Genomic DNA, 19067 nt, shown 5'->3' with positions numbered 1-19067 from the left:
ATGTTGACGCGCAAACAGCACGAATTGCTCCGGTTCATTCAGGTCCGTCTGGAAGAAAGCGGGATCTCGCCAAGCTTTGAAGAGATGAAGGAAGCGCTCGACCTCAAGTCCAAGTCGGGCGTCCACCGTCTGATTTCGGCACTGGAGGAACGCGGCTTCATTCGCCGCCTGCCGAACCGCGCCCGTGCGCTGGAAATCCTGCGCCAGCCGGAAGATGCCACCAGCAAGCCCGCTCTCCCCCGTCCGGCAGAGGCTGGCGTTGCAGCCCCCTCGCTCGGGAGCGGTACGCCGGCGCCTCGCACCCCGGCAAACAACAATGATGTGATCGAGATTCCTCTTCATGGAAAGATCGCTGCCGGCGTTCCGATCGAGGCCCTTGAAACGCACGCGATGCTGCCCGTGCCTGCCGCTCTGCTGGGCGCTGGCGACCACTATGCGCTGGAGGTTTCGGGTGACTCGATGATCGAGGCAGGTATTCTCGATGGCGACTTCGCCCTGGTCAAACGCACCAATACAGCGCGCGACGGGGAAATCGTGGTGGCACTTGTGCGAGGAGAAGAGGCAACCCTCAAATATCTTCAGCGGGAGGGCGGCATGGTTCGACTGGAGCCTGCCAACGCCGCCTACGAGCCGCAGATCTATGCCCCGCAAGACGTCGAAGTTCAGGGCAAGCTCGCTGGCCTGCTGCGTCGCTACCATTGAACCTGAATTGCCGCAGATGACTGCTTCGACATGGCAGAGCAGTCATCTGCAATCGACAGGCAGGCTAACACCTCGCAACCGGGTCCAGGCCTCTATGGCGCTGAAGGCGATACTGAACGCCCGTCATACCGGGAACGCCCGCCTGACCGGGAACGATCGTCGGGCCGGGAACGATCGTCGGGCCGGGAGCTATCGTCGGATCGCAGTCGATGGTTCGTGCCGCTGGGTATGGGCCGCCACCAGCCGTGCTCCCCTTGCCCTGCGGCAACGGTATCGACTGACTGGTGTTCCAGATCGATCGTCAGGCCGCCGGTATGCGCCAGCACATCGCGATCAATCAATAACCATGCGGGTCGGCAACTCGATGCAAGCCAGCGATCGGCAACCACAATGTCGGCGCGGGCGCATGCAGCCGCAAGACTGCGCTCGCTGACCGCTTCATGCCCGCGAGACAGGAGAACGCGCCACAAGCGCCCTGTCTTCGAAATATCGATACGACAGAAATCGTCATTGCATCGCGCCGATGGCCAAGTCTCCAATGGTCGCAGATCTCCGGAAAAGCCGGCGATTTCCTTGATATTCTGGCGGGTATAATCGCTGCGGGTATTACGCAGGGTCAGCAGAGTGCGCCCCTCGTCCTCGACGATGGCAACATGTCGGCCATCACCTGTAACGAGAATGTCGGGCGGTTGCAGAGCGCATAGCCACAGCACGCCTACAAACGCGGGCAACAGCCCCCACAGGCGCACAGACCCGCGCCAAAGTCCCAACCATAGCCCGCCAAACGCGAACAGGGCAAAAGCCACACCGCTCATCGTCGGCAACAGCGTGACAGCGCCTGGGCGCTCGGCCACCCAGTGCGCCAGCCCGATCAGAAAGCGGATCGCCTCCCCCGCCACCCACCATGCCGGCGCTCCAAGGTGGGCAAGATCCAGCACAAGCGCCAATGCGACCGCAGGCATAATCACGACAGTCGTCAGCGGGATCGCGATGACATTCGCAATCGACCCGTAAAGCCCCGCTCGATGAAAGTGATAGAACCCGATGGGCATCAACGCCAATTCGACGACGATTCCCGAGATGAGCAGCATCGCCGTCGCACGGACGGTTCGCGCGATTACCCCCTCTTCGCGAGGCGCCAGAAATCGCCGGACCGGCTGCGCACCACTGAGACTGACGATTGCCAGAACGGCAGCGAAGCTCATCTGGAAGCTGGGCCCTACCATGGCTTCCGGCCAGATCAGCAGAACGCCGAAGGCAGCAACCGCGAGCATGCGCAAAGACAGCGCCTCGCGCCCCGTCGCCATCGCCGCCAATACAAGTAGCGCCCCAAAGCAAGAGCGCATCGTCGGCACCTGCGATCCGGTTAGCACAGTGTAGGCGATCCCCGCCATCGCCCCGGATACCGCCGCCAAAAGCGGCAGGCGTGTTCGCAAGACGATCGCAGGCACCAGCGCAAGCACGCGCAGGACGAGAAAATAGGCTGCCGCGATCACTGCACTGACATGGAGTCCGCTGATCGATAACAGATGCGCCAACCCGGCATCGCGCATCGCCTGCGCGTCGCTTTCAGGAATGGCGCCGACATCGCCGGATGCAAGCGCGCTGGCAATGCCGCCTGTATCCTTGCCCAGCCGGTCGAGGATATGGGCCGCTAATCGGTTGCGCAATTCACCCACCCGGTCTCGCGCCCCGTCATGCGAAACGACTCGCAGTTCCGACATCGCCGATCCGGTCGCCGACAACCCTGAAAACCACGCCGTGCGGGCAAAGTTGTAGGCACCGGGCAACATCGGCGGTGCTGGCGGCATCAGTCTGACTTTCGCGCGGACGGTATCTCCCGCCTTCTCCCCCCCGCCACGATACTCATCCGGCACATTCACGCGCACTTTCGAGGCTCCAGACCCGGAAAGCGTCCCAACAGCCAAAATCAATTGTTCGCGATGCAGTGCCGGTTGTGGTTGCATAGCAAGCACAACCCCTTCGATTTCCGACACGCCACTGCCTTCGAACGGCGCCGGACCAATAATGCTCGAACGCGCCCAAACGACGCACAAGCCTGCCGCCGCCATCAACACGATGCCCATCAATGCTTTGAAAATATGCGGATAATTGTAATACACTGAGCGAAACAGCCACAGCAGCCCGATGATCGTTGTTGCACATGCGAGGAACAGGGACCACTCCCGCACAGAGCCAAGCGCGAACCACGATACAATGCCTGCACCAAATGCAACTGACAGCCACGGCGCGCGTTCGTATGCCGCCCGGACAAGAAATTCTTCGAGCCCGGCCAAACCCCTCGACAAACGCCTCGCGGTGTTCCAAGGCCCCTGCTGCAACGCAGCGGGCGCCGGATCAACCGGCGGCGAACTGCGGTTTCGGGACGCGGCGTGAGAGGCCATGGCGCCCATAGGACAGGAAGGACGAATAAATGGCAAGCGAGGTTGCAACGGGATCTGCGGCAGGCAAACGGCCGGTCGTCACCCGGTTCGCGCCCTCGCCGACCGGGTTCCTTCATATCGGCGGCGCGCGCACGGCGCTGTTCAACTGGCTGTTCGCCCGCCATCACGGCGGCAAGTATCTCCTTCGTATCGAAGATACCGACCGTGAGCGCTCGACCGAGCCTGCGATCGAAGCCATTTTCGACGGCCTGCGCTGGCTGGGCCTTAATGGCGACGAAGCGCCGGTGTTCCAGTTTGCCCGCTCCGACCGCCATGCCGAAGTCGCAGCGCAGATGCTGGCCTCGGGCGATGCCTATCGCTGTTATCTGACGCAGGACGAACTCGCCGAGCGCCGCAAGAAGGCGCAGGAAGAACGCCGCCCCTTCCGCATCGACAGCGAATGGCGCGATGCCGATCCCTCTACCTGGCCCGCCGACGCTTCGTATGTCGTGCGCGTGAAGGCGCCGCGCGAAGGCGAGACGACGATCGTCGACCTCGTTCAGGGTGCTGTCACCGTCCAGAACGTGGAAATCGACGATTTCGTGCTGCTGCGCTCGGACGGCACGCCCACCTACATGCTCGCGGTAGTTGTCGACGATCACGACATGGGCGTCACCCACGTCCTTCGCGGTGACGACCACCTCAACAACGCGTTCCGCCAGCTTGCCATCCTGAACGCCATGGGCTGGGATGTCCCGGTCTATGGGCACGTTCCGCTGATCCACGGCGCAGACGGCGCCAAGCTCTCCAAGCGCCACGGCGCGCTCGGCGTCGATGCCTATCGCGACGAGATGGGCCTGCTGCCCGAAGCCGTGTTCAATTACCTGCTGCGCCTTGGCTGGGGCCATGGCGACGACGAGATCATCTCGTGCGAGCAGGCCGTCGAGTGGTTCGACATGGCCGATGTCGGCAAGTCGCCCTCGCGCTTCGACATCGCCAAACTGCAGAATCTCAACGGGCATTACCTGCGTGAAGCCGACGATCAGCGCCTTGCCGCGCTGGTCGCGCCGCGCGTCGAGGCTGCCGGCTATGCCGACATCGACCTTGCGCTGCTGGCCCGGGCGATGCCCGTACTCAAGGTCCGCGCCAAGGACCTGAACGAACTTGCCGAAGGCGCTGCCTTCCTGTTTGCCAAACGCCCTCTCGCGTTCAGCGAGAAGGCACAGGCGCTGCTGACCGACGAGGCGCGGGGGCGCCTCGCCTCGATGCACGAGCGCCTGTCCGGTCTGCCCGAGTGGGCGCCGGAGGCACTGGAAGCGAACCTGAAGGCAATGGCCGAGGACCTGGGGGTCGGGCTCGGCAAGCTCGCACAACCGTTGCGAGCCGCTCTGACGGGTCAGACGACCTCGCCAGGCATTTTCGACGTACTGGTTCTGCTCGGGCGGGACGAAAGCCTTGCGCGCATCGGCGCGCAAAGCTCTGCCCCGGTCGGGTCCCAATCATAAAACAAAGGAGTTTGGATAGGTGGGTGATCAGGCAAAACTGAGCTCGGAAGGCAAGGATTTCGAATATCCGGTCCTCAAGGGCAGTGTCGGTCCCGATGTCATCGACATCCGCAAGCTATACGGCCAGACGGGGAAGTTCACCTTCGACCCCGGCTTCACCTCGACGGCCAGCTGCGAAAGCGCGCTGACCTACATCGATGGTGACGAAGGCGTCCTGCTGCACCGCGGCTACCCGATCGGCCAGCTGGCAGAGCAGTCTTCGTTCATGGAGACCAGCTATCTGCTGCTGAACGGCGAACTGCCGAACGCGGAAGAGCTGAAGGACTTCGAGTACACCATCAGCCGCCACACCATGCTGCACGAGCAGCTCAAGAGCTTCTACAGCGGCTTCCGTCGCGACGCGCACCCGATGGCGGTGATGTGCGGCGTGGTCGGCGCGCTCTCGGCGTTCTACCCTGACTCGACCGACATTGCCGATCCCGAGCAGCGCAAGATCAGCGCGCATCGCCTGATCGCGAAGATGCCGACGATCGCTGCGGCCGCGTACAAGTACTCGGTCGGCCAGCCGATGCTCTATCCGGACAACAAGCTGTCCTACACCGGCAATTTCCTGCGCATGACCTTCGGTGTGCCGGCGGAAGAGTATGAAGTGCTGCCCGAGGTCGAAAAGGCCATGGACCGCATCTTCATCCTGCATGCAGACCACGAGCAGAACGCCTCGACCTCGACCGTGCGCCTTGCCGGTTCGTCGGGCGCGAACCCGTTCGCGTGCATCGCGGCCGGCATTGCCTGCCTCTGGGGGCCCGCACACGGCGGTGCCAACGAGGCTGCTCTCAACATGCTGCGCGAGATCGGTACGCCCGATCGCATCCAGCACTACATCGATCGCGCCAAGGACAAGAACGATCCGTTCCGTCTGATGGGCTTCGGTCACCGCGTGTACAAGAACTACGATCCGCGCGCGACGGTCATGCAGAAGACCGTGCGCGAGGTGTTCAACGCGCTCAAGGTTACGGATCCGGTCTTCGAGACCGCCCTGCGTCTTGAGGAAATCGCGCTGTCCGATCCGTACTTCGCGGAGAAGAAGCTGTTCCCGAACGTCGATTTCTACTCAGGCATCATTCTTTCGGCGATCGGCTTCCCGACCACGATGTTCACCGTGCTCTTCGCGCTGGCCCGCACCGTGGGCTGGGTCGCGCAGTGGAACGAAATGATCTCGGATCCAGGCCAGAAGATCGGCCGTCCGCGCCAGCTCTACACTGGCCCCACGCAGCGCGATTACGTGCCGCTGGCCCAGCGCTGAACACTTGCAGATCCGATCATCGGATAAGGAAAAGGCCCCGGAAACGGGGCCTTTTTTCGTGCCTGTCCACGCTGATCCCGGGAGATCGACCGATTCGTCAGTTCTAAAAAGCCGGTAACGATAATGTAAAACGCGCGCCCTGGCCTTTGACGCTGGAAACAGAGAGCTCGCCCCCCATCGCGGCAGCAAGCCGATGGGAAATATAAAGCCCCAGTCCCGATCCACCGTCTCCGCTGCGCCCCAGACGCTCGAAACGCTCGAAAACCTTGCGCTGCTCCTCCTCCGTGAGCCCCGGCCCCTCGTCGGTCACGTGGACGCTGTGCGCTTGGCCGGCCAAGCCTTCCTCAATCGCCACTTCCACACGGCTATTCTCCGGAGAATACCGAATAGCGTTGCCGATCAGGTTGAGAAGAACCTGAAGAACCCGGCGGAACTCTCCGCGCGCACTCAGTTCCTGAGCGAGACCGGGGGGCTCGACACGAATATTCTTTTCCAGCGCCCGCACATTCAGGATGCCGGCAGCCTGTCTCGCCGCCTGCACCAGATCGATTTCCTCGCAATCGACGCTGAAACCTGCATTCTCGACGACTTCGAGGTCCGCGAAGTCGTCCAGCAATCCGGCGAGCAGAGTACCCGCCGCCACGATCTCACCGGCATATTCCGCATAGGCATCGGGCAAGGGGCCTGCCAGACGCGAACGAATGGTCTCGGCATTGGCAATCACGCGCGAGATCGGCTGCCGAAGCGCCGGGGCGAGATCCTGCGCCACCACGCCGCCGGAAAGCGGTTCAGGGCCGAAATCGGCACCTACCGACGGCTGAATGTCTACAAGCTCCTCCGGTTCATCCGACAGGAGAAGGAGATCGAATCCCGCTGGTTCGGCACCGGGTTGCAATTGGGGTACGAGCGAAACGTACCAACGCCGCGTCGAGCCTGATACCGTTACTTCCACGCCGTCCAGCAGTCGCCAGTGGAGGCCATGCAGCCCCGGGAGTCCCACCGGCTGCAGGATATCTGTCCAGGGACGCCCTACCGCCTCCATGAAGATCTGCTGCAGCCCTGCCAGCGCATCCGAACCGGAGTGGGCGGCAAGCACGCGCTGCTGGCTATCGAGCACTGCCGTCAACTCTGAAACGGCCCTGTCGGTCATATTCCGACGTCGCGTCGCAAGATGTCCGTCCTCGGCCAAGGGGGATCCGGCCTGCCACGTGCGCAACCGGATCTCGCAACCGGTCTCGTCGCCAAGAGGTACGACATCCACCCATGCCCAGATATGCTCAGCGCCATCAAAGGCCGTAATCTGTCGTGTCAGTGCTGCCTTGTTCGATCGGGCAAGCCGCACGACTTCCAGCAATTCCGGGATTGCCAGCGTTCCGGGTATTTCACCGCCGCAATGCAGCTGAAGCGAGGCGAGAGGCTCTTCCGCCATCATGACGCGATCGAGCGCATCCGTCATGACCTTCGCCAACACGGGAAAGCGGGCGTTCATGCCGCTCCTCCTCTTTGTGCCAAAACCTCAGCTGCCCGGTCTGCTCCCAGTGCCTCGATACCCACAGGCAACGGCAGGCCGGGATGGATCATGACAAACTGCAACTCGACCGCCGCAGCGCGCAGCCCGGCGGCTCGAAGCTGTAACAGCAGGCGCGCACTCTGCGAGGCGTGCAATGAAAAAGCCACTTGATCGCGCGCTTCACCCAAGGCGCGTGCCAGCGTGGAAACGAAAAGGCCAACGCCTGCATGTTCGATGGATAGGGCCTTCTCGGCGCCAACAGGCAGTGCATCGACGATGCTTCTGGCAAGGTCGAGCCGGCATCGTCCCACGCCGCGCGCTTCTCTCAATCGCCGGACGCAATCGGGCAGACGTTCGGCAACGACAGAATGCTCGGCAGCTACGCCGTGAAGCGCAGCCATGATCACGTCGAACTGCGCGGCAGGCAATTCCGCAAGCGTAATCGCCATCCGACGCTGGGACTGGCACCACCGCGCCTGCGCCGCCAGATAGGCCATGGCGAGCGACTGAAGCTGCATATCGCTCGATGCTATCAATTCCCGTACCAATGGAGACGTCACGGCATCCAGCGATAATCTGGCCTGCAGGCGCTGCGTCACCTGATATTCCAGCGCCATGGCATGGAGATGCTGGAGCATGGCCTCATCGACCACCAGCAGATGGACAAGATCGTTCTCGATCATGTTCCGCCGCGCGGCTTCGGTATAATGATCGTCCGCAAAGATCGCATCTTGCAACGCATGGGCCAGCGATCGGATCATACCCTTGACCCGGGCAACGATCTCTTCGCTGAACAGATCGTTGCTGTCCTGCTGCAGTAAATGGCGCAGAATTGGTCGTGCTTCCTGTGCAACGGCCTCGCCCTGCATCAGTTGCACGCGCATCGCGGCTTCAAGGGAACCGGCACCGGAGAGATGGTCTTGCGTATCGCTCATCCCTTCCTCGCTAGCCTCACAGTGGTTAAAGTGGCGTTATTCCCGAAACGAACGGGGAATGCACAGGCACGTTACCGCGAGCGCCAGCGCGATAAGCTCCACTGCCGGCTGCACCTGACCAAGCACTGCGGCCAACACCAGCAACAGCGAGACCGCAGCCCTGTCCGAAACCCAGCAAGCAATGGGCGCGGGAACCAATCTTGGCATCAACAAAAGCAGCAAAATCAGCGAGAGCGGCGCATAAAGCCAGTCGATCCAGGCGCTTCCCGTGATCGGCTGGGCCGCCAGCATCGTACCTGTAAAAACCGCATCCCTTGCCCATGCCAGAACCTCGGCACGAGTAATGGCCGGAGGCAACTGCCCCACCGACTGCCGCTCGATATTGCGCAGCAGACGCCCGGCCTCGATGCCCACGCAGGCCAATGCAACGGCTGCAAAGCCTGCCCACAGCATAGAAAACCACGTCATGACAGAGCCGATGAACAGCAACGCCAGGACGGCAAGGCTCATCCCGTTGCTGGCATTTCCGGCATGAAGAAGCGTCGCACCCAGTGCTTTTACGCCAAACCCGGCCACGCGCGTAGACAGCCCGGCATTCTGCCCATCGCCAAGGCGCGAACGCAACCAATGCACTTCCGCATCGTGTGCCTCACCCTCGTCACGGACCATCCGCCAGGCACCGCTGCTCCGCAACGACGCCCCGATCTCGCACGTCTCGACACCAGCCTGAAGCGCGATCCGGGTCAGTGCAGACGCCACCTCGACATCTGACGGAAGATCATGAAGCTTCTCAACAAGCTGCGCGGAAATCCGGATGACCCCCCCCGCAGCGCGATTGATGTCGATCCGTTCGAAACCCTCACCGACCGCGCTTTCGACCGGTTGCACAAGAACGGCCTGCGCCCGCTTCTCCAACAGCCCCGCTGCTGCGGCACCATCCGCAAAAAGACCTTCCGAGATTACGACCAACTCGTCGCGCGCCGTCACCAGGCTCGACAGCTGATGGCTCGCCCCAGCGACGTGGAATTGCAGCCCCGCGTTCTCTGCCACGATCTGAAGGGCTGACAGTTCCGGATAAGGACGCCGGGCAAGACAGATCACCCGTTGACAATCCAATGCCAGCGCGATGCCCAACTGGTGCTGCGCGACAGTCGCCCCCGCCACGCGCAAGAATGCGCGCGGCGTATTCTGTCCCGCAACAGCAGGCTCGGTGATGGCGAGCAAAGCGATACGCAATGGTGATTCCCGAATATCCCAGGGCATTATCTAGGTTGACCGCCGCCCAGTGCCAAGCAGGGCCAGCGATTTGCACCCGGTAATATTCCGCAAGTCCGGTGCAGCGCTTGTCGGCCATTGCCGAAAGCGGCTGAGGCTGCTGCAAGAGATTCCGGTGGCGGCTATCCCCAGTTAATCGCCGGTTCGTTCAATCGAGGGTTTTAACACCGGGAACACGGGAGTATCCCGTCCGGATGGCAGGGGAAAAGAGCAGGATCGTCCCGATCGGGTCCAATGGCAGCGTCAGCGAAGGCGAGGCGCACAGCGGCGCGTCCGGATCCGAGACATCCAATCCCCCTTCGCCACTGCCAGACCAGGTCCACTCCGAACAAGCCTGGGTGGAATATCATCCTCACGCCGAGGACGAGACCGATCAGAGCTTGTCACAAGGATCGCGATTATGGATCGCGCCTGTCGTGGCCGGTGGCACCCTGCTGGGATGGACTGCCTTCTTCCTGTTCGCCAACAGCAAGACTCTGACCGGCGCCAGTTCCGTTCAGGTCTCGGCACTTGTCTCACAATGGGCGATGCCTGCCTCGTTCATTGCGGCCCTGCTACTGCTGGTCCTGCGCAGCAGTACGCGTGAAGCCCGCCGGTTCGGCGATGCGGCATCGCGCCTCTCGCAAGAGTCCCTGTTGCTCGAACACCGCCTGACATCGGTGAACCGCGAACTCAGCCTCGCCCGCGAGTTCCTTGCCTCGCAGTCGCGCGATCTCGAAACGTTGGGGCGGCTTGCCAGTGAGCGCCTCTCGACGAATGCTGCACGGCTGGAGGAGCTGGTTCGCGAAAACGGGGAACGCGTGGAGACAATCAGCACGGTCAGCACCCGTGCGCGGGACAACATGGAACAGCTTCGCGACCAGTTGCCGGTGATCGCCAACGCCGCCAAGGACGTCACCAACAATATCGCCGGTGCCGGACGCATGGCGCACGGACAACTCGACGACATGATCAGGGGCTTCAACCGGCTCAACGAGTTCGGCATCGCCAGCGAGCGTCAGGTCGAGGCGCTCAACCGCACCACACAGGGCACGCTGGCCATGTTCGCCGAGCGACTTGAGCAGATGCGCGTACTGGCGGATGAGCGATTTGCGGTCCTGACGCAGAACGGCGAGGCGCTTCGCAGCCAGTGGGATTCACAGGAGCGCGAAACACTCGCTGCCATGCGGCATCGGATCACGGCGCTTGGGACCGAAATCGACGAAGCCCGCCTGCAACTGGATACGCAGGAAGCCCAGAGCCTTACCTCCCTGCGATCGCGTCTCGGCGCGCTGCGCGACGAAAGCGATGTCGTCTCGCGCGCCTTCCGCGACAGCGAACAACGCGCGCTGCTGGCTCTGCGCAGCACGCTGGCAGGCGTGGAAGAAGAACAACAGCGCCGCAGTGCCGAGATCGAGCACCATCAGAATGCGGCGACTTCCACACTGTCAAAACGTCTTGCCGACATCGCTGATGAGATCGCCCGACTGAACGGGTCGCTCACGCGCGACGCAGAGCAGTTCCACAGCGAGATCGAGCAGCGCCGCAAGCTGGCGCTCCAGCACGAAACCGAAGGCGCTGCCCGCCTGACCGGTCTGCTTGCGGCCCTTGACACCGAGGTTTCCGCTCGCCTTGCAGGCCATCGCGAACACACGGACGCGCTCAAGCAGCGCTCCAATGCCCTTTCCGATCTGCTCGACAGCCACGATCAGCGCTTGGCCAGCATCGTTCAGCAGGCCGAAATCGCAGAGACACGCCTTGCCCGCACGCTCGACGTGCTGGCTGAGCGCCTTTCCGCGGCCCGGGGAACACTGGCTTCGGCCGATGGCGATGTGTCCGGCCTGACCGATGCCGCGCTGCGCCTGCTCGAACTCGTACAGGCCAGCGGCAAGCAGGTTCATGACAGCCTGCCCGAAGCGCTGTCAATCAACGAGGATCGACTGACCCGGCTCGATCACGGCGTTTCGGGCCTTCTCGATCTCCTGCGACATTCAGCGGACAATGGGGAACGCCTTGCCGACAGCGTTGGAAACAGCCAGTCGCAACTCGGCGCGCTCAATACGGCTCTGCTCCAGTCGCAGGCAGCCCTTTCGACCAGCGGCAAGGCCCATGCCTCGCTTCTCGACGGCTTGCGCCTCTCCCTGCTCGAACTCGAAGAAGCAACCGATCGCACGGCGGACAAAGCACAAGGCGCTTTGCACGATGCCGTTCACACTCTGGCGACCAGCGCTGGAGAAGCGGTGTCCTCCATCGAGACCGATACCGCCGCGCGCGTGCTGGCCCTTGCCGCTCGTCTCGGTGAAGAAAGCGACAAGGCCATCGACAAGGCGATGCGCGCCAAGGTGGCAGAAATCTCGGGGCGGCTCGAACAGGCCGTGGCCCATGCCTCTGGCGTCACGCATGAAGCGACAGGCCAGCTTCGTGAGGAACTGGCCCGTGTCGATGAACTGGTCGGTAATCTCGAAGCGCGCGTCGCGGATGCCCGCACCAGGGCCGAGGAGCAGGTCGACAACGACTTCGCCCGGCGCGCCGCGATCATCAGCGAATCGCTCAATTCTCATGCCATCGACATTGCGGGCGCCCTTTCTGTCGATGTCACCGACACGGCCTGGGCATCCTACCTTCGCGGCGATCGCGGTATCTTCACGCGACGTGCCGTCAGCTTGCTCGATGCAGGGCAGGTCAAGGCGATCCAGCAGACCTACGAGCGCGACGATGCCTTCCGCGATCATGTGAACCGCTACATCCACGATTTCGAATCGATCCTGCGCCAGATTCTCTCCACGCGTGACGGCAAGGCGCTGGGCGTCACCCTGCTGTCGTCGGACATGGGCAAGCTCTACGTTGCGCTGGCACAAGGGATCGAGCGCCTGCGCGGTTGATCCGGCTGTTGATATACGGCAGGCGCAAGCGCCTCACCTCGTTTAGTACCCGAGATCCTTGACCGGAGGGCGGCCGAACACGTTGAGGTCGGCAAATGTCACCCAGCCCTCCTGCGCGTTCAGGTAGAACAGCGCGAACAGGATGGCAGCAAGCACCGTTGCGCGTATCGCGATCCGTCGCGGGCGGAAGTTGACAGGAGCGCTGTCGGCATGGCCCTTGCCGACGTTGTGGTCGCGCACTTCATCGGGCGTGCGCAGCCCGAAGGGCATGACCAGAAACGCGCTGAACACCCACAGAAGCCAGTAGACGGCCAGCATAGACAGGGGCTTCATCGGCATCCTCTCCCAAGGAGAGCGACAGGGCGCCGGGATTGTCCGCGGTCCAGCCCATCGCTCTTTCAATCTGCCGGATCAGTCCTCCAGCAGCATGACCTGCACCTGCGGCTTCTTGCCACTCCAGCGCGTTGCCGCACGGCGAACGGCAAGACGCATCGCCTCGACCCGGTCCTCGCGCGAACGCTTGCGCGTCTTGCCCAGAGCATCCGCCACATCGCGGCGGGCTTCATCGAGGAACGTCTCGTAATCTTCTTCGAGCGGCAGGCCCAGCGCCGAAACCTCGACCTTGCCGCGACCATCCGCAGCCACCGAGACCACGCCGTTGTGCGCCAGACGGCGGCGCATCACCACGGCCTGTCCATCGGCAGGCGCGATGATGTCGCCGTCCAGAACCAGGCGGCCATGCTCGACCTCGCCGAACTTGCCCGGCTTTCCGGGCGCCAGACGCACCAGATCGCCGTTTTTCTGGAACACCGCATCGGGAATGCCGCTCGACAGGCCAAGCCGCACCTGCTCGCGCATGTGACGGATCTCGCCATGCACCGGCATCAGGATCTGCGGACGCAGCCAGCCATAGATCGCTTCCAGCTCCGGTCGCCCCGGATGGCCCGAGACGTGAATCTCGCTCTGGCGATCCGTCACCAGCACGATACCGGCATCCGAAAGCCGGTTCTGGATGCGGCCGATGGCGATCTCGTTGCCGGGGATCTGGCGGCTGGAGAACAGCACCACGTCACCCGCCTCCAGCGAGATCTGATGGTTGCCTTCCGAAATGCGCGAAAGCGCTGCACGCGGTTCGCCCTGACCGCCGGTGGCGATGAACAGCACTTCCCCGCGCGGCAGGTTCATCGCCGTCTCGAAATCGACGAGGTCCGGCATTTCCTTGAGATAGCCGCTGGCCTGCCCAACCTCGATGATCCGGTCGAGCGAGCGCCCGGCAACGCAGAGCCTGCGGTTGGTGGCCTTTGCGATACGTCCCAGCGTATGCAGGCGCGCCACGTTCGAAGCGAAGGTCGTGACCAGCACCCGGCGGCCCTTCCAGCGCTTCACTTCGTCCAGCAGCCCGCGATAGACATCGCCTTCCGAGCCGGATGCCTTGGGGTTGAAGACATTGGTGGAATCGCAGACCAGCGCCAGTACGCCATCGTCGCCAATGGCCTTGAGTTCTTCCGCCGTGGCAGGCGTTCCCACCTGCGGCTCGTCGTCGAGCTTCCAGTCGCCGGTATGAAAGATCCGGCCGAACGGCGTATCGATCAGCAGGGCATGCCCCTCGGCGATCGAGTGTGCGAGCGGCAGGTAGCTGATACCGAACGGACCGATCTCGAACTTGTCGAGGTTGTCGACGACGATTAACTCGATCTCATCGAGAATGCCCGCTTCTTCCAGCTTGGCGGCCACCAGACGCGCGGTGAACGGCGTCGCATAGATGGGAACGTTCAGTTCCTGCGCGAAGTACGGCACCGCGCCGATATGGTCTTCATGCGCGTGGGTCAGCACGATGCCCAGCAGGTTGTCGCGCTGCTGCTCGATAAAATCGAGGTCAGCAAACACCAGTTCGACACCCGGATATTCGTTCATGCCGAACGTCATGCCAAGATCGACCATCAGCCACTTGCCCTGACAGCCGTAGAGATTGACGTTCATTCCGATTTCGCCCGAACCGCCGAGCGCGCAGAAAATCAGTTCGTTACCGGGAATCACTTAAGCGCAGCCCTTTCAGCCAGAATCGCCAGGCCTTCGAGTGTCAGGTCGGCATCGACCGCATCGAAGATATCGGTCGCCTCGTCAAACAGAACGGCCAGGCCGCCGGTCGCAATGACTTTCGCGGGGCGCCCGATCTCGGCACGCATCCGCGCGATCAGCCCCTCCATCGTCGCGACATAGCCCCAGAACACGCCGATCAGCATCTGGTCTTCGGTGTTCCGGCCGATGACGCTGCGGCTCTCCGGTGCACGGATGGCGATGCGCGGCAGCTTTGCCGTGTTGCCCACCAGCGCATCGAGCGAGAGATTGATGCCCGGCGCGATGATCCCGCCTTTGTACGTGCCGTTGAAATCGACGACATCGAACGTGGTCGCTGTCCCGAAGTCGATCACGATCAGGTCGCCCGGATATTTCTCGTGCGCGGCGATCGCGTTGATCGCGCGGTCCGCGCCCAGCGAACGCGGCTGATCGACGTCGATCTCGATGCCGTATTCGGCGCAGCCCTGCCCGGCGATCAGCGGCTCCACATCGAAATAGTGACGGCAGAGAATTTCGAGATTGTGCAGCGCACGCGGCACCACCGTTGCGATGATGACCCGCTCGACCTCTTTCGGATCGACCTTGCGGATGGCCAGCAACTGCATCAGCCACACGGCATATTCGTCACCGGTACGGCGCGGATCGGTGGCGATACGCCAGCGCGCGCGCATTTCGCGGCCGTCGAACAGGGCAAAGACGACGTTGGTATTGCCGACATCGATGGCGAGCAGCATGGAAAGTGTCAGTCCTTCAAAAAACGGCGGGCGGTCGAGACGGAAACGTCATGCCGGTCTCGGCAGGTCGACATCCCCGGCGTGGATCGTGCGCAGCGACCCGTCATGGAGCGTGAGCCGCAGATTGCCATCCTCGGTCAATCCCGCAAAAGTACCCTCTACCGGTCCTTCACCCGGTGCGATCACGCGCAAAGGCGTACCCACCGGATGCGCCGCACTCTGCCAGCGGCGCACCAGCGGCGCAAGTCCGCCAAGCCGCCAGCGTTCGAGTTCCGTCGCGAAACTGCGGACAAGCGCATCGGCGAACGCGTCGCGCGAAACCTCGATGCCATGCGCGGCAAGCGAAGTCGTCGCCCTGTCCGGCAAATCCGGGGCAGCGACAAGATTGACGCCGATCCCCACGATCACGGCACCGGCGACGCCTTCCAGCAAGACGCCACTGATCTTTGCTCCATCCAGCAGCACATCGTTGGGCCACTTCAGGCGAAGGTCGGCGTTGCGCCCTAGCCAGCCTGACAGCGCATCCTGCACCGCGAGCCCGGCCACCAGCGCCAGCGACGCGACCGGCGGATCGCCATGCCCTGCACGAACGATTCCCGATCCCATGAAGTTGCCGCGGCCGTCGAACCACGTCCGGCCAAGCCGTCCCCGGCCTGCCGTCTGCCGGTCCGCCAAAAGCCAATGCCCCTCGGGGAGGTATTCTCCTCCCCTCAGGGCATCGGACAGATCGGCGTTCGTCGATCCGGTTTCAGGTACAATCTGGATCAAGCTCTGGCTCGGTTACGCGCCAGCGAACAGGGCCTTGGCAGCGGTAGCAGCCAGACCGTTCAGCCAGCCCATCGCCAGATAGCCAAGCGGCGAGATGAACAGCGTCGCAACCGTCAGCAGCACGTAATGCGCCACGTCGCCCTTGCCCTTCACCACATCGGCGGGCTCGTCGAAGTACATGATCTTGACGACCTTTAGATAGTAGAAGGCGCCGATCACCGAAGCGACGATACCGATCGAGGCGAGCGGGACCATATGGGCCTGCACGGCGGCCTGGAACACCACGACCTTACCCCAGAAGCCCAGCAGCGGCGGAATACCGGCAAGGCTGAACATCACCATGGCGAGCCCCGCTGCAAGACCGGGGCGCGTCCGCGACAGACCGGCCAGCTTCGGGATCTCCTCCACTGCATTGCCATCCGCATCGCGCAGCAGCAGCACCGCCGCGAAGCTGGCAACCGAGGTCGCGACATAGATGCCGAGGTACATCAGCATGCCCGTGGCGCCGCTGAGCGTCGCGGTCGACAGGCCGATGAGCAGGAAGCCCACGTTGTTGATCGACGAATAGGCGAGCAGGCGCTTGATATTGCTTTGCCCCATCGCGCCCAGAGCGCCGATCACGATCGAGGCCAGCGCCAGGAACATGACGATCTGCTGCCAGGCATGCGCCTGATCGCCGAACGCCTCGAACACGATACGCATCAGCAGCGCCAGCGAGGCGACCTTCGGCGCCGTCGCGAAGAACGTCGTCACCGGCGTCGGCGCGCCTTCATAGACGTCGGGCGTCCACATATGGAACGGCACGGCGCTGATCTTGAAGGCCATACCGGCCAGCATGAAGACGATACCGAACAGCGCACCATTCGACAGACCGTGCGACAGCGCCGCGCTGATACCGTCGAACGAGGTCGTTCCGGTGAACCCGTAGGTCAGGCTCATGCCGAACAGCAGGATGCCCGATGCCAGCGAGCCCAGCACGAAGTACTTGAGGCCCGCTTCCGCCGAACGATCATCGACCCGCAGGAATGCAGCCAGCACATAGGCGGCGAGCGAGTTCATCTCGAGGCCGATGTACAGCGTCAGCAGATCGCCCGCAGACACCATCATGCCCATGCCGAGCGCGGCAAAGATCACGAGGATCGGATATTCGGCCCGCATCGCCTTGAAGCGATCGAAGTACGCAGGCGCCACGATCAGGCCCACTGCCGAGGACAGATAGATCAGGATCTTGGCGTAAGACGCGAAGGCGTCCGCCTGGAACTGGCCATAGAAGGCCGAAGCCTGCTCGCCCATAACGCCGCCGCACAGGGCAGGCGCGACCATGAACGACACGCCGACCAGCACTGCAACGGCAAGAACCGAGATCAGCTTCGCAGCCTTGTCACCGCCCCAGGCGGCGATCATCAGCAGGACGAGGCCTGCGATGCTCAGCGTTTCTTCCGGCGCGATAAGGCGCAGGGAGTGCGACCAGTCCATCAGTGTGCCCCCTCGTGCGCGGCTTCGGCCTGCGCAGGCTTCTTGTTACTAGGCATGAAGACCTTGGCGTCTTCCTTCGGCTTGGCGCCTTCGAGCCTTGCGTCGATCGCGGCAATGTCCGCGCGCATCGGTGCAATGAAGCTTTCCGGGTAGACACCCATCCAGAACACCACAGCCGCCATCGGCAGAACCATCAGGAACTCGCGAAGATCGATGTCGCGCATGGCGGCGGCATCGGCGTTGACCTGCGCGCCGAACACGACCTTGCGGTACATGTAAAGCATGTAGACCGCGCCAAGAATGATCGTGGTGGTGCAGACCGCCGCCGTCCAGGTGGAGACGCGGAACACGCCGCCAAGGCTCAGGAACTCACCGACGAAGCCGCTCGTGCCCGGAAGACCGATCGAGGCCATGGTGAAGATCATGAAGAACAGCGCATAGCGCGGCATGTTCACCGCAAGGCCCCGATAGCGGATGATCTCGCGGGTGTGCAGGCGGTCGTAAAGCACGCCCACGCACAGGAACAACGCGCCCGAAACGACACCGTGGCTGAGCATGAGGATCATCGCGCCTTCAAGACCCTGCTGGTTGAAGGCGAACAGGCCCACCGCATCGACGGCCATGTGCGCGACCGAGGAATAGGCGATCAGCTTCTTCATGTCCTGCTGCACGGCTGCGATCAGCGAGGCGGTGATGACCGCCGCCATCGACAGCGCCCAGACCAGCGGCGCGAAGTACGCCGAGGCTTCCGGGAACATCGGCAGCGAGAAGCGCAGGAAGCCGTAGCCGCCCATCTTCAGCAGCACGCCTGCCAGAATGATCGAGCCTGCGGTCGGCGCCTCGACGTGCGCGGCAGGGAGCCAGGTGTGGACCGGCCACATCGGCATCTTCACCGCAAAGCTCGCGAAGAAGGCCAGGAACAGCCAGGTCTGGACATGCGGATCGAAGTTGTAGGCCATCAGCGTCGGGATGAAGCTGGTGCCGGTCTGGTTCACCATCCACAGCATCGCGATCAGCATGAGAACCGAGCCGACGAGCGTGTAGAGGAAGAACTTGTACGAGGCGTAGATGCGGTTGGGACCACCCCAGATGCCGATCGCGAGGTACATCGGGATCAGGCCGCCTTCGAAGAACATGTAGAACAGGAACAGATCCTGCGCCGCGAAAGCGCCGATCATCAGCGTTTCCATGAGCAGGAAGATCGCCATGTACTCGCTGACGCGGTTCTGGATCGATTTCCAGCTGGCACCGATACAGATCGGCATCAGGAAGACCGTCATGACGATCAGCAGCATGGCGATGCCGTCGACGCCAAGCGAATAGGAGAAGCCGGCGAACAGCGGCACGCGTTCAGTGAACTGCCACTGGGCGCCGCCCACATCGAAATTCAGCCAGAGCACGATGCCAAGGGCCAGGTCCGCGAGCGTGGCGACGAGCGCAAGCATGCGCGCCGCCTTCGCATCAAGGTACAGACAGACCAGTGCCGCCGCAAACGGCACCAGAAGCATCAGACTGAGGATCGGAAAACCACTCAT

The 19067-nt window shown here is 62.8% G+C and carries 14 protein-coding genes; 4 read left to right on the top strand and 10 right to left on the bottom strand.

Annotation, left to right across the window (positions count from 1 at the left end):
* Complete coding sequence (gene lexA, locus AC3EC3_RS03835) at positions 1-702, top strand: transcriptional repressor LexA (RefSeq protein WP_488488344.1); 702 nt, start codon at positions 1-3, stop codon at positions 700-702.
* 92 nt (positions 703-794) lie between these two features.
* On the opposite strand, the gene AC3EC3_RS03830 is transcribed toward lexA, so the two are convergent.
* The gene (locus tag AC3EC3_RS03830; RefSeq protein WP_488488343.1) at positions 795-3107 is read right to left on the bottom strand and encodes a ComEC/Rec2 family competence protein; all 2313 of its coding nucleotides are present in this window, start codon (positions 3105-3107) and stop codon (positions 795-797) included.
* Positions 3108-3136: 29 nt separating this feature from the next.
* On the opposite strand from AC3EC3_RS03830, the gene gltX reads away from it, so the two are divergent.
* Together gltX and AC3EC3_RS03820 are read left to right on the top strand one after the other, a co-directional pair.
* Positions 3137-4591, top strand: coding sequence for a glutamate--tRNA ligase (gltX, locus tag AC3EC3_RS03825; protein ID WP_488488342.1), 1455 nt, complete (start codon positions 3137-3139; stop codon positions 4589-4591).
* Between the two features lie 19 nt (positions 4592-4610).
* Positions 4611-5894, top strand: a complete 1284-nt coding sequence (locus AC3EC3_RS03820) for a citrate synthase (protein WP_488488341.1) — start codon at positions 4611-4613, stop codon at positions 5892-5894.
* Positions 5895-5997: 103 nt separating this feature from the next.
* On the opposite strand, the gene AC3EC3_RS03815 is transcribed toward AC3EC3_RS03820, so the two are convergent.
* The 3 genes from AC3EC3_RS03815 to AC3EC3_RS03805 form a co-directional block, all read right to left on the bottom strand.
* A complete protein-coding gene (locus tag AC3EC3_RS03815; protein WP_488488340.1) occupies positions 5998-7383 on the bottom strand; it encodes a sensor histidine kinase in 1386 nt (461 codons plus the stop codon).
* On the bottom strand, positions 7380-8288 hold the full coding sequence (locus AC3EC3_RS03810) for a hypothetical protein (protein WP_488488339.1): 909 nt from the start codon (positions 8286-8288) through the stop codon (positions 7380-7382). Before AC3EC3_RS03810 ends, AC3EC3_RS03815 begins: the two co-directional genes overlap by 4 nt.
* 87 nt (positions 8289-8375) lie before the next feature.
* Positions 8376-9602, bottom strand: coding sequence for a hypothetical protein (locus tag AC3EC3_RS03805; RefSeq protein WP_488488338.1), 1227 nt, complete (start codon positions 9600-9602; stop codon positions 8376-8378).
* A 350-nt stretch (positions 9603-9952) separates the two neighbouring features.
* On the opposite strand from AC3EC3_RS03805, the gene AC3EC3_RS03800 reads away from it, so the two are divergent.
* Positions 9953-12475: a coiled-coil domain-containing protein gene (locus AC3EC3_RS03800; protein ID WP_488488337.1), complete on the top strand. Its 2523-nt coding sequence runs from the start codon at positions 9953-9955 to the stop codon at positions 12473-12475.
* A gap of 42 nt (positions 12476-12517) precedes the next feature.
* Here AC3EC3_RS03800 and AC3EC3_RS03795 read toward each other — a convergent pair whose 3' ends face one another.
* The 6 genes from AC3EC3_RS03795 to AC3EC3_RS03770 form a co-directional block, all read right to left on the bottom strand.
* Positions 12518-12808, bottom strand: coding sequence for a DUF1467 family protein (locus AC3EC3_RS03795; protein ID WP_488488336.1), 291 nt, complete (start codon positions 12806-12808; stop codon positions 12518-12520).
* Between the two features lie 78 nt (positions 12809-12886).
* Positions 12887-14512 (bottom strand): ribonuclease J, encoded by a 1626-nt coding sequence (locus tag AC3EC3_RS03790; protein WP_488488335.1) that lies wholly within the window; start codon positions 14510-14512, stop codon positions 12887-12889.
* Positions 14509-15288 carry a type III pantothenate kinase gene (locus AC3EC3_RS03785; RefSeq protein ID WP_488488334.1) on the bottom strand — a complete coding sequence of 260 codons (780 nt, stop codon included), beginning with the start codon at positions 15286-15288 and terminating at the stop codon, positions 14509-14511. The genes AC3EC3_RS03790 and AC3EC3_RS03785 overlap by 4 nt, the downstream gene beginning before the upstream one ends.
* Positions 15289-15336: 48 nt before the next feature.
* Complete coding sequence (locus AC3EC3_RS03780; protein ID WP_488488333.1) at positions 15337-16056, bottom strand: biotin--[acetyl-CoA-carboxylase] ligase; 720 nt, start codon at positions 16054-16056, stop codon at positions 15337-15339.
* Between the two features lie 12 nt (positions 16057-16068).
* Positions 16069-17532: an NADH-quinone oxidoreductase subunit NuoN gene (gene nuoN / locus AC3EC3_RS03775; protein WP_488488332.1), complete on the bottom strand. Its 1464-nt coding sequence runs from the start codon at positions 17530-17532 to the stop codon at positions 16069-16071.
* A complete protein-coding gene (locus tag AC3EC3_RS03770; protein ID WP_488489188.1) occupies positions 17532-19067 on the bottom strand; it encodes an NADH-quinone oxidoreductase subunit M in 1536 nt (511 codons plus the stop codon). Before AC3EC3_RS03770 ends, nuoN begins: the two co-directional genes overlap by 1 nt.

Source organism: Novosphingobium sp. BAM6, assembly GCF_057784955.1.
The sequence above is the reverse complement of the archived record's forward strand: the minus strand, read 5'-3'. Positions and strand labels throughout refer to the sequence as shown.

Bases quoted from the DNA above. Each gene is read 5' to 3' on its own strand.
- lexA (WP_488488344.1), top strand. From the start codon at position 1: ATGTTGACGCGCAAACAGCACGAATTGCTCCGGTTCATTCAGGTCCGT.
- AC3EC3_RS03830 (WP_488488343.1), bottom strand. From the start codon at position 3,107: ATGGCCTCTCACGCCGCGTCCCGAAACCGCAGTTCGCCGCCGGTTGAT.
- gltX (WP_488488342.1), top strand. From the start codon at position 3,137: ATGGCAAGCGAGGTTGCAACGGGATCTGCGGCAGGCAAACGGCCGGTC.
- AC3EC3_RS03815 (WP_488488340.1), bottom strand. From the start codon at position 7,383: ATGAACGCCCGCTTTCCCGTGTTGGCGAAGGTCATGACGGATGCGCTC.
- AC3EC3_RS03810 (WP_488488339.1), bottom strand. From the start codon at position 8,288: ATGCGCGTGCAACTGATGCAGGGCGAGGCCGTTGCACAGGAAGCACGA.
- AC3EC3_RS03805 (WP_488488338.1), bottom strand. From the start codon at position 9,602: ATGCCCTGGGATATTCGGGAATCACCATTGCGTATCGCTTTGCTCGCC.
- AC3EC3_RS03795 (WP_488488336.1), bottom strand. From the start codon at position 12,808: ATGAAGCCCCTGTCTATGCTGGCCGTCTACTGGCTTCTGTGGGTGTTC.
- AC3EC3_RS03785 (WP_488488334.1), bottom strand. From the start codon at position 15,288: ATGCTGCTCGCCATCGATGTCGGCAATACCAACGTCGTCTTTGCCCTG.
- nuoN (WP_488488332.1), bottom strand. From the start codon at position 17,532: ATGGACTGGTCGCACTCCCTGCGCCTTATCGCGCCGGAAGAAACGCTG.
- AC3EC3_RS03770 (WP_488489188.1), bottom strand. From the start codon at position 19,067: ATGAGTGGTTTTCCGATCCTCAGTCTGATGCTTCTGGTGCCGTTTGCG.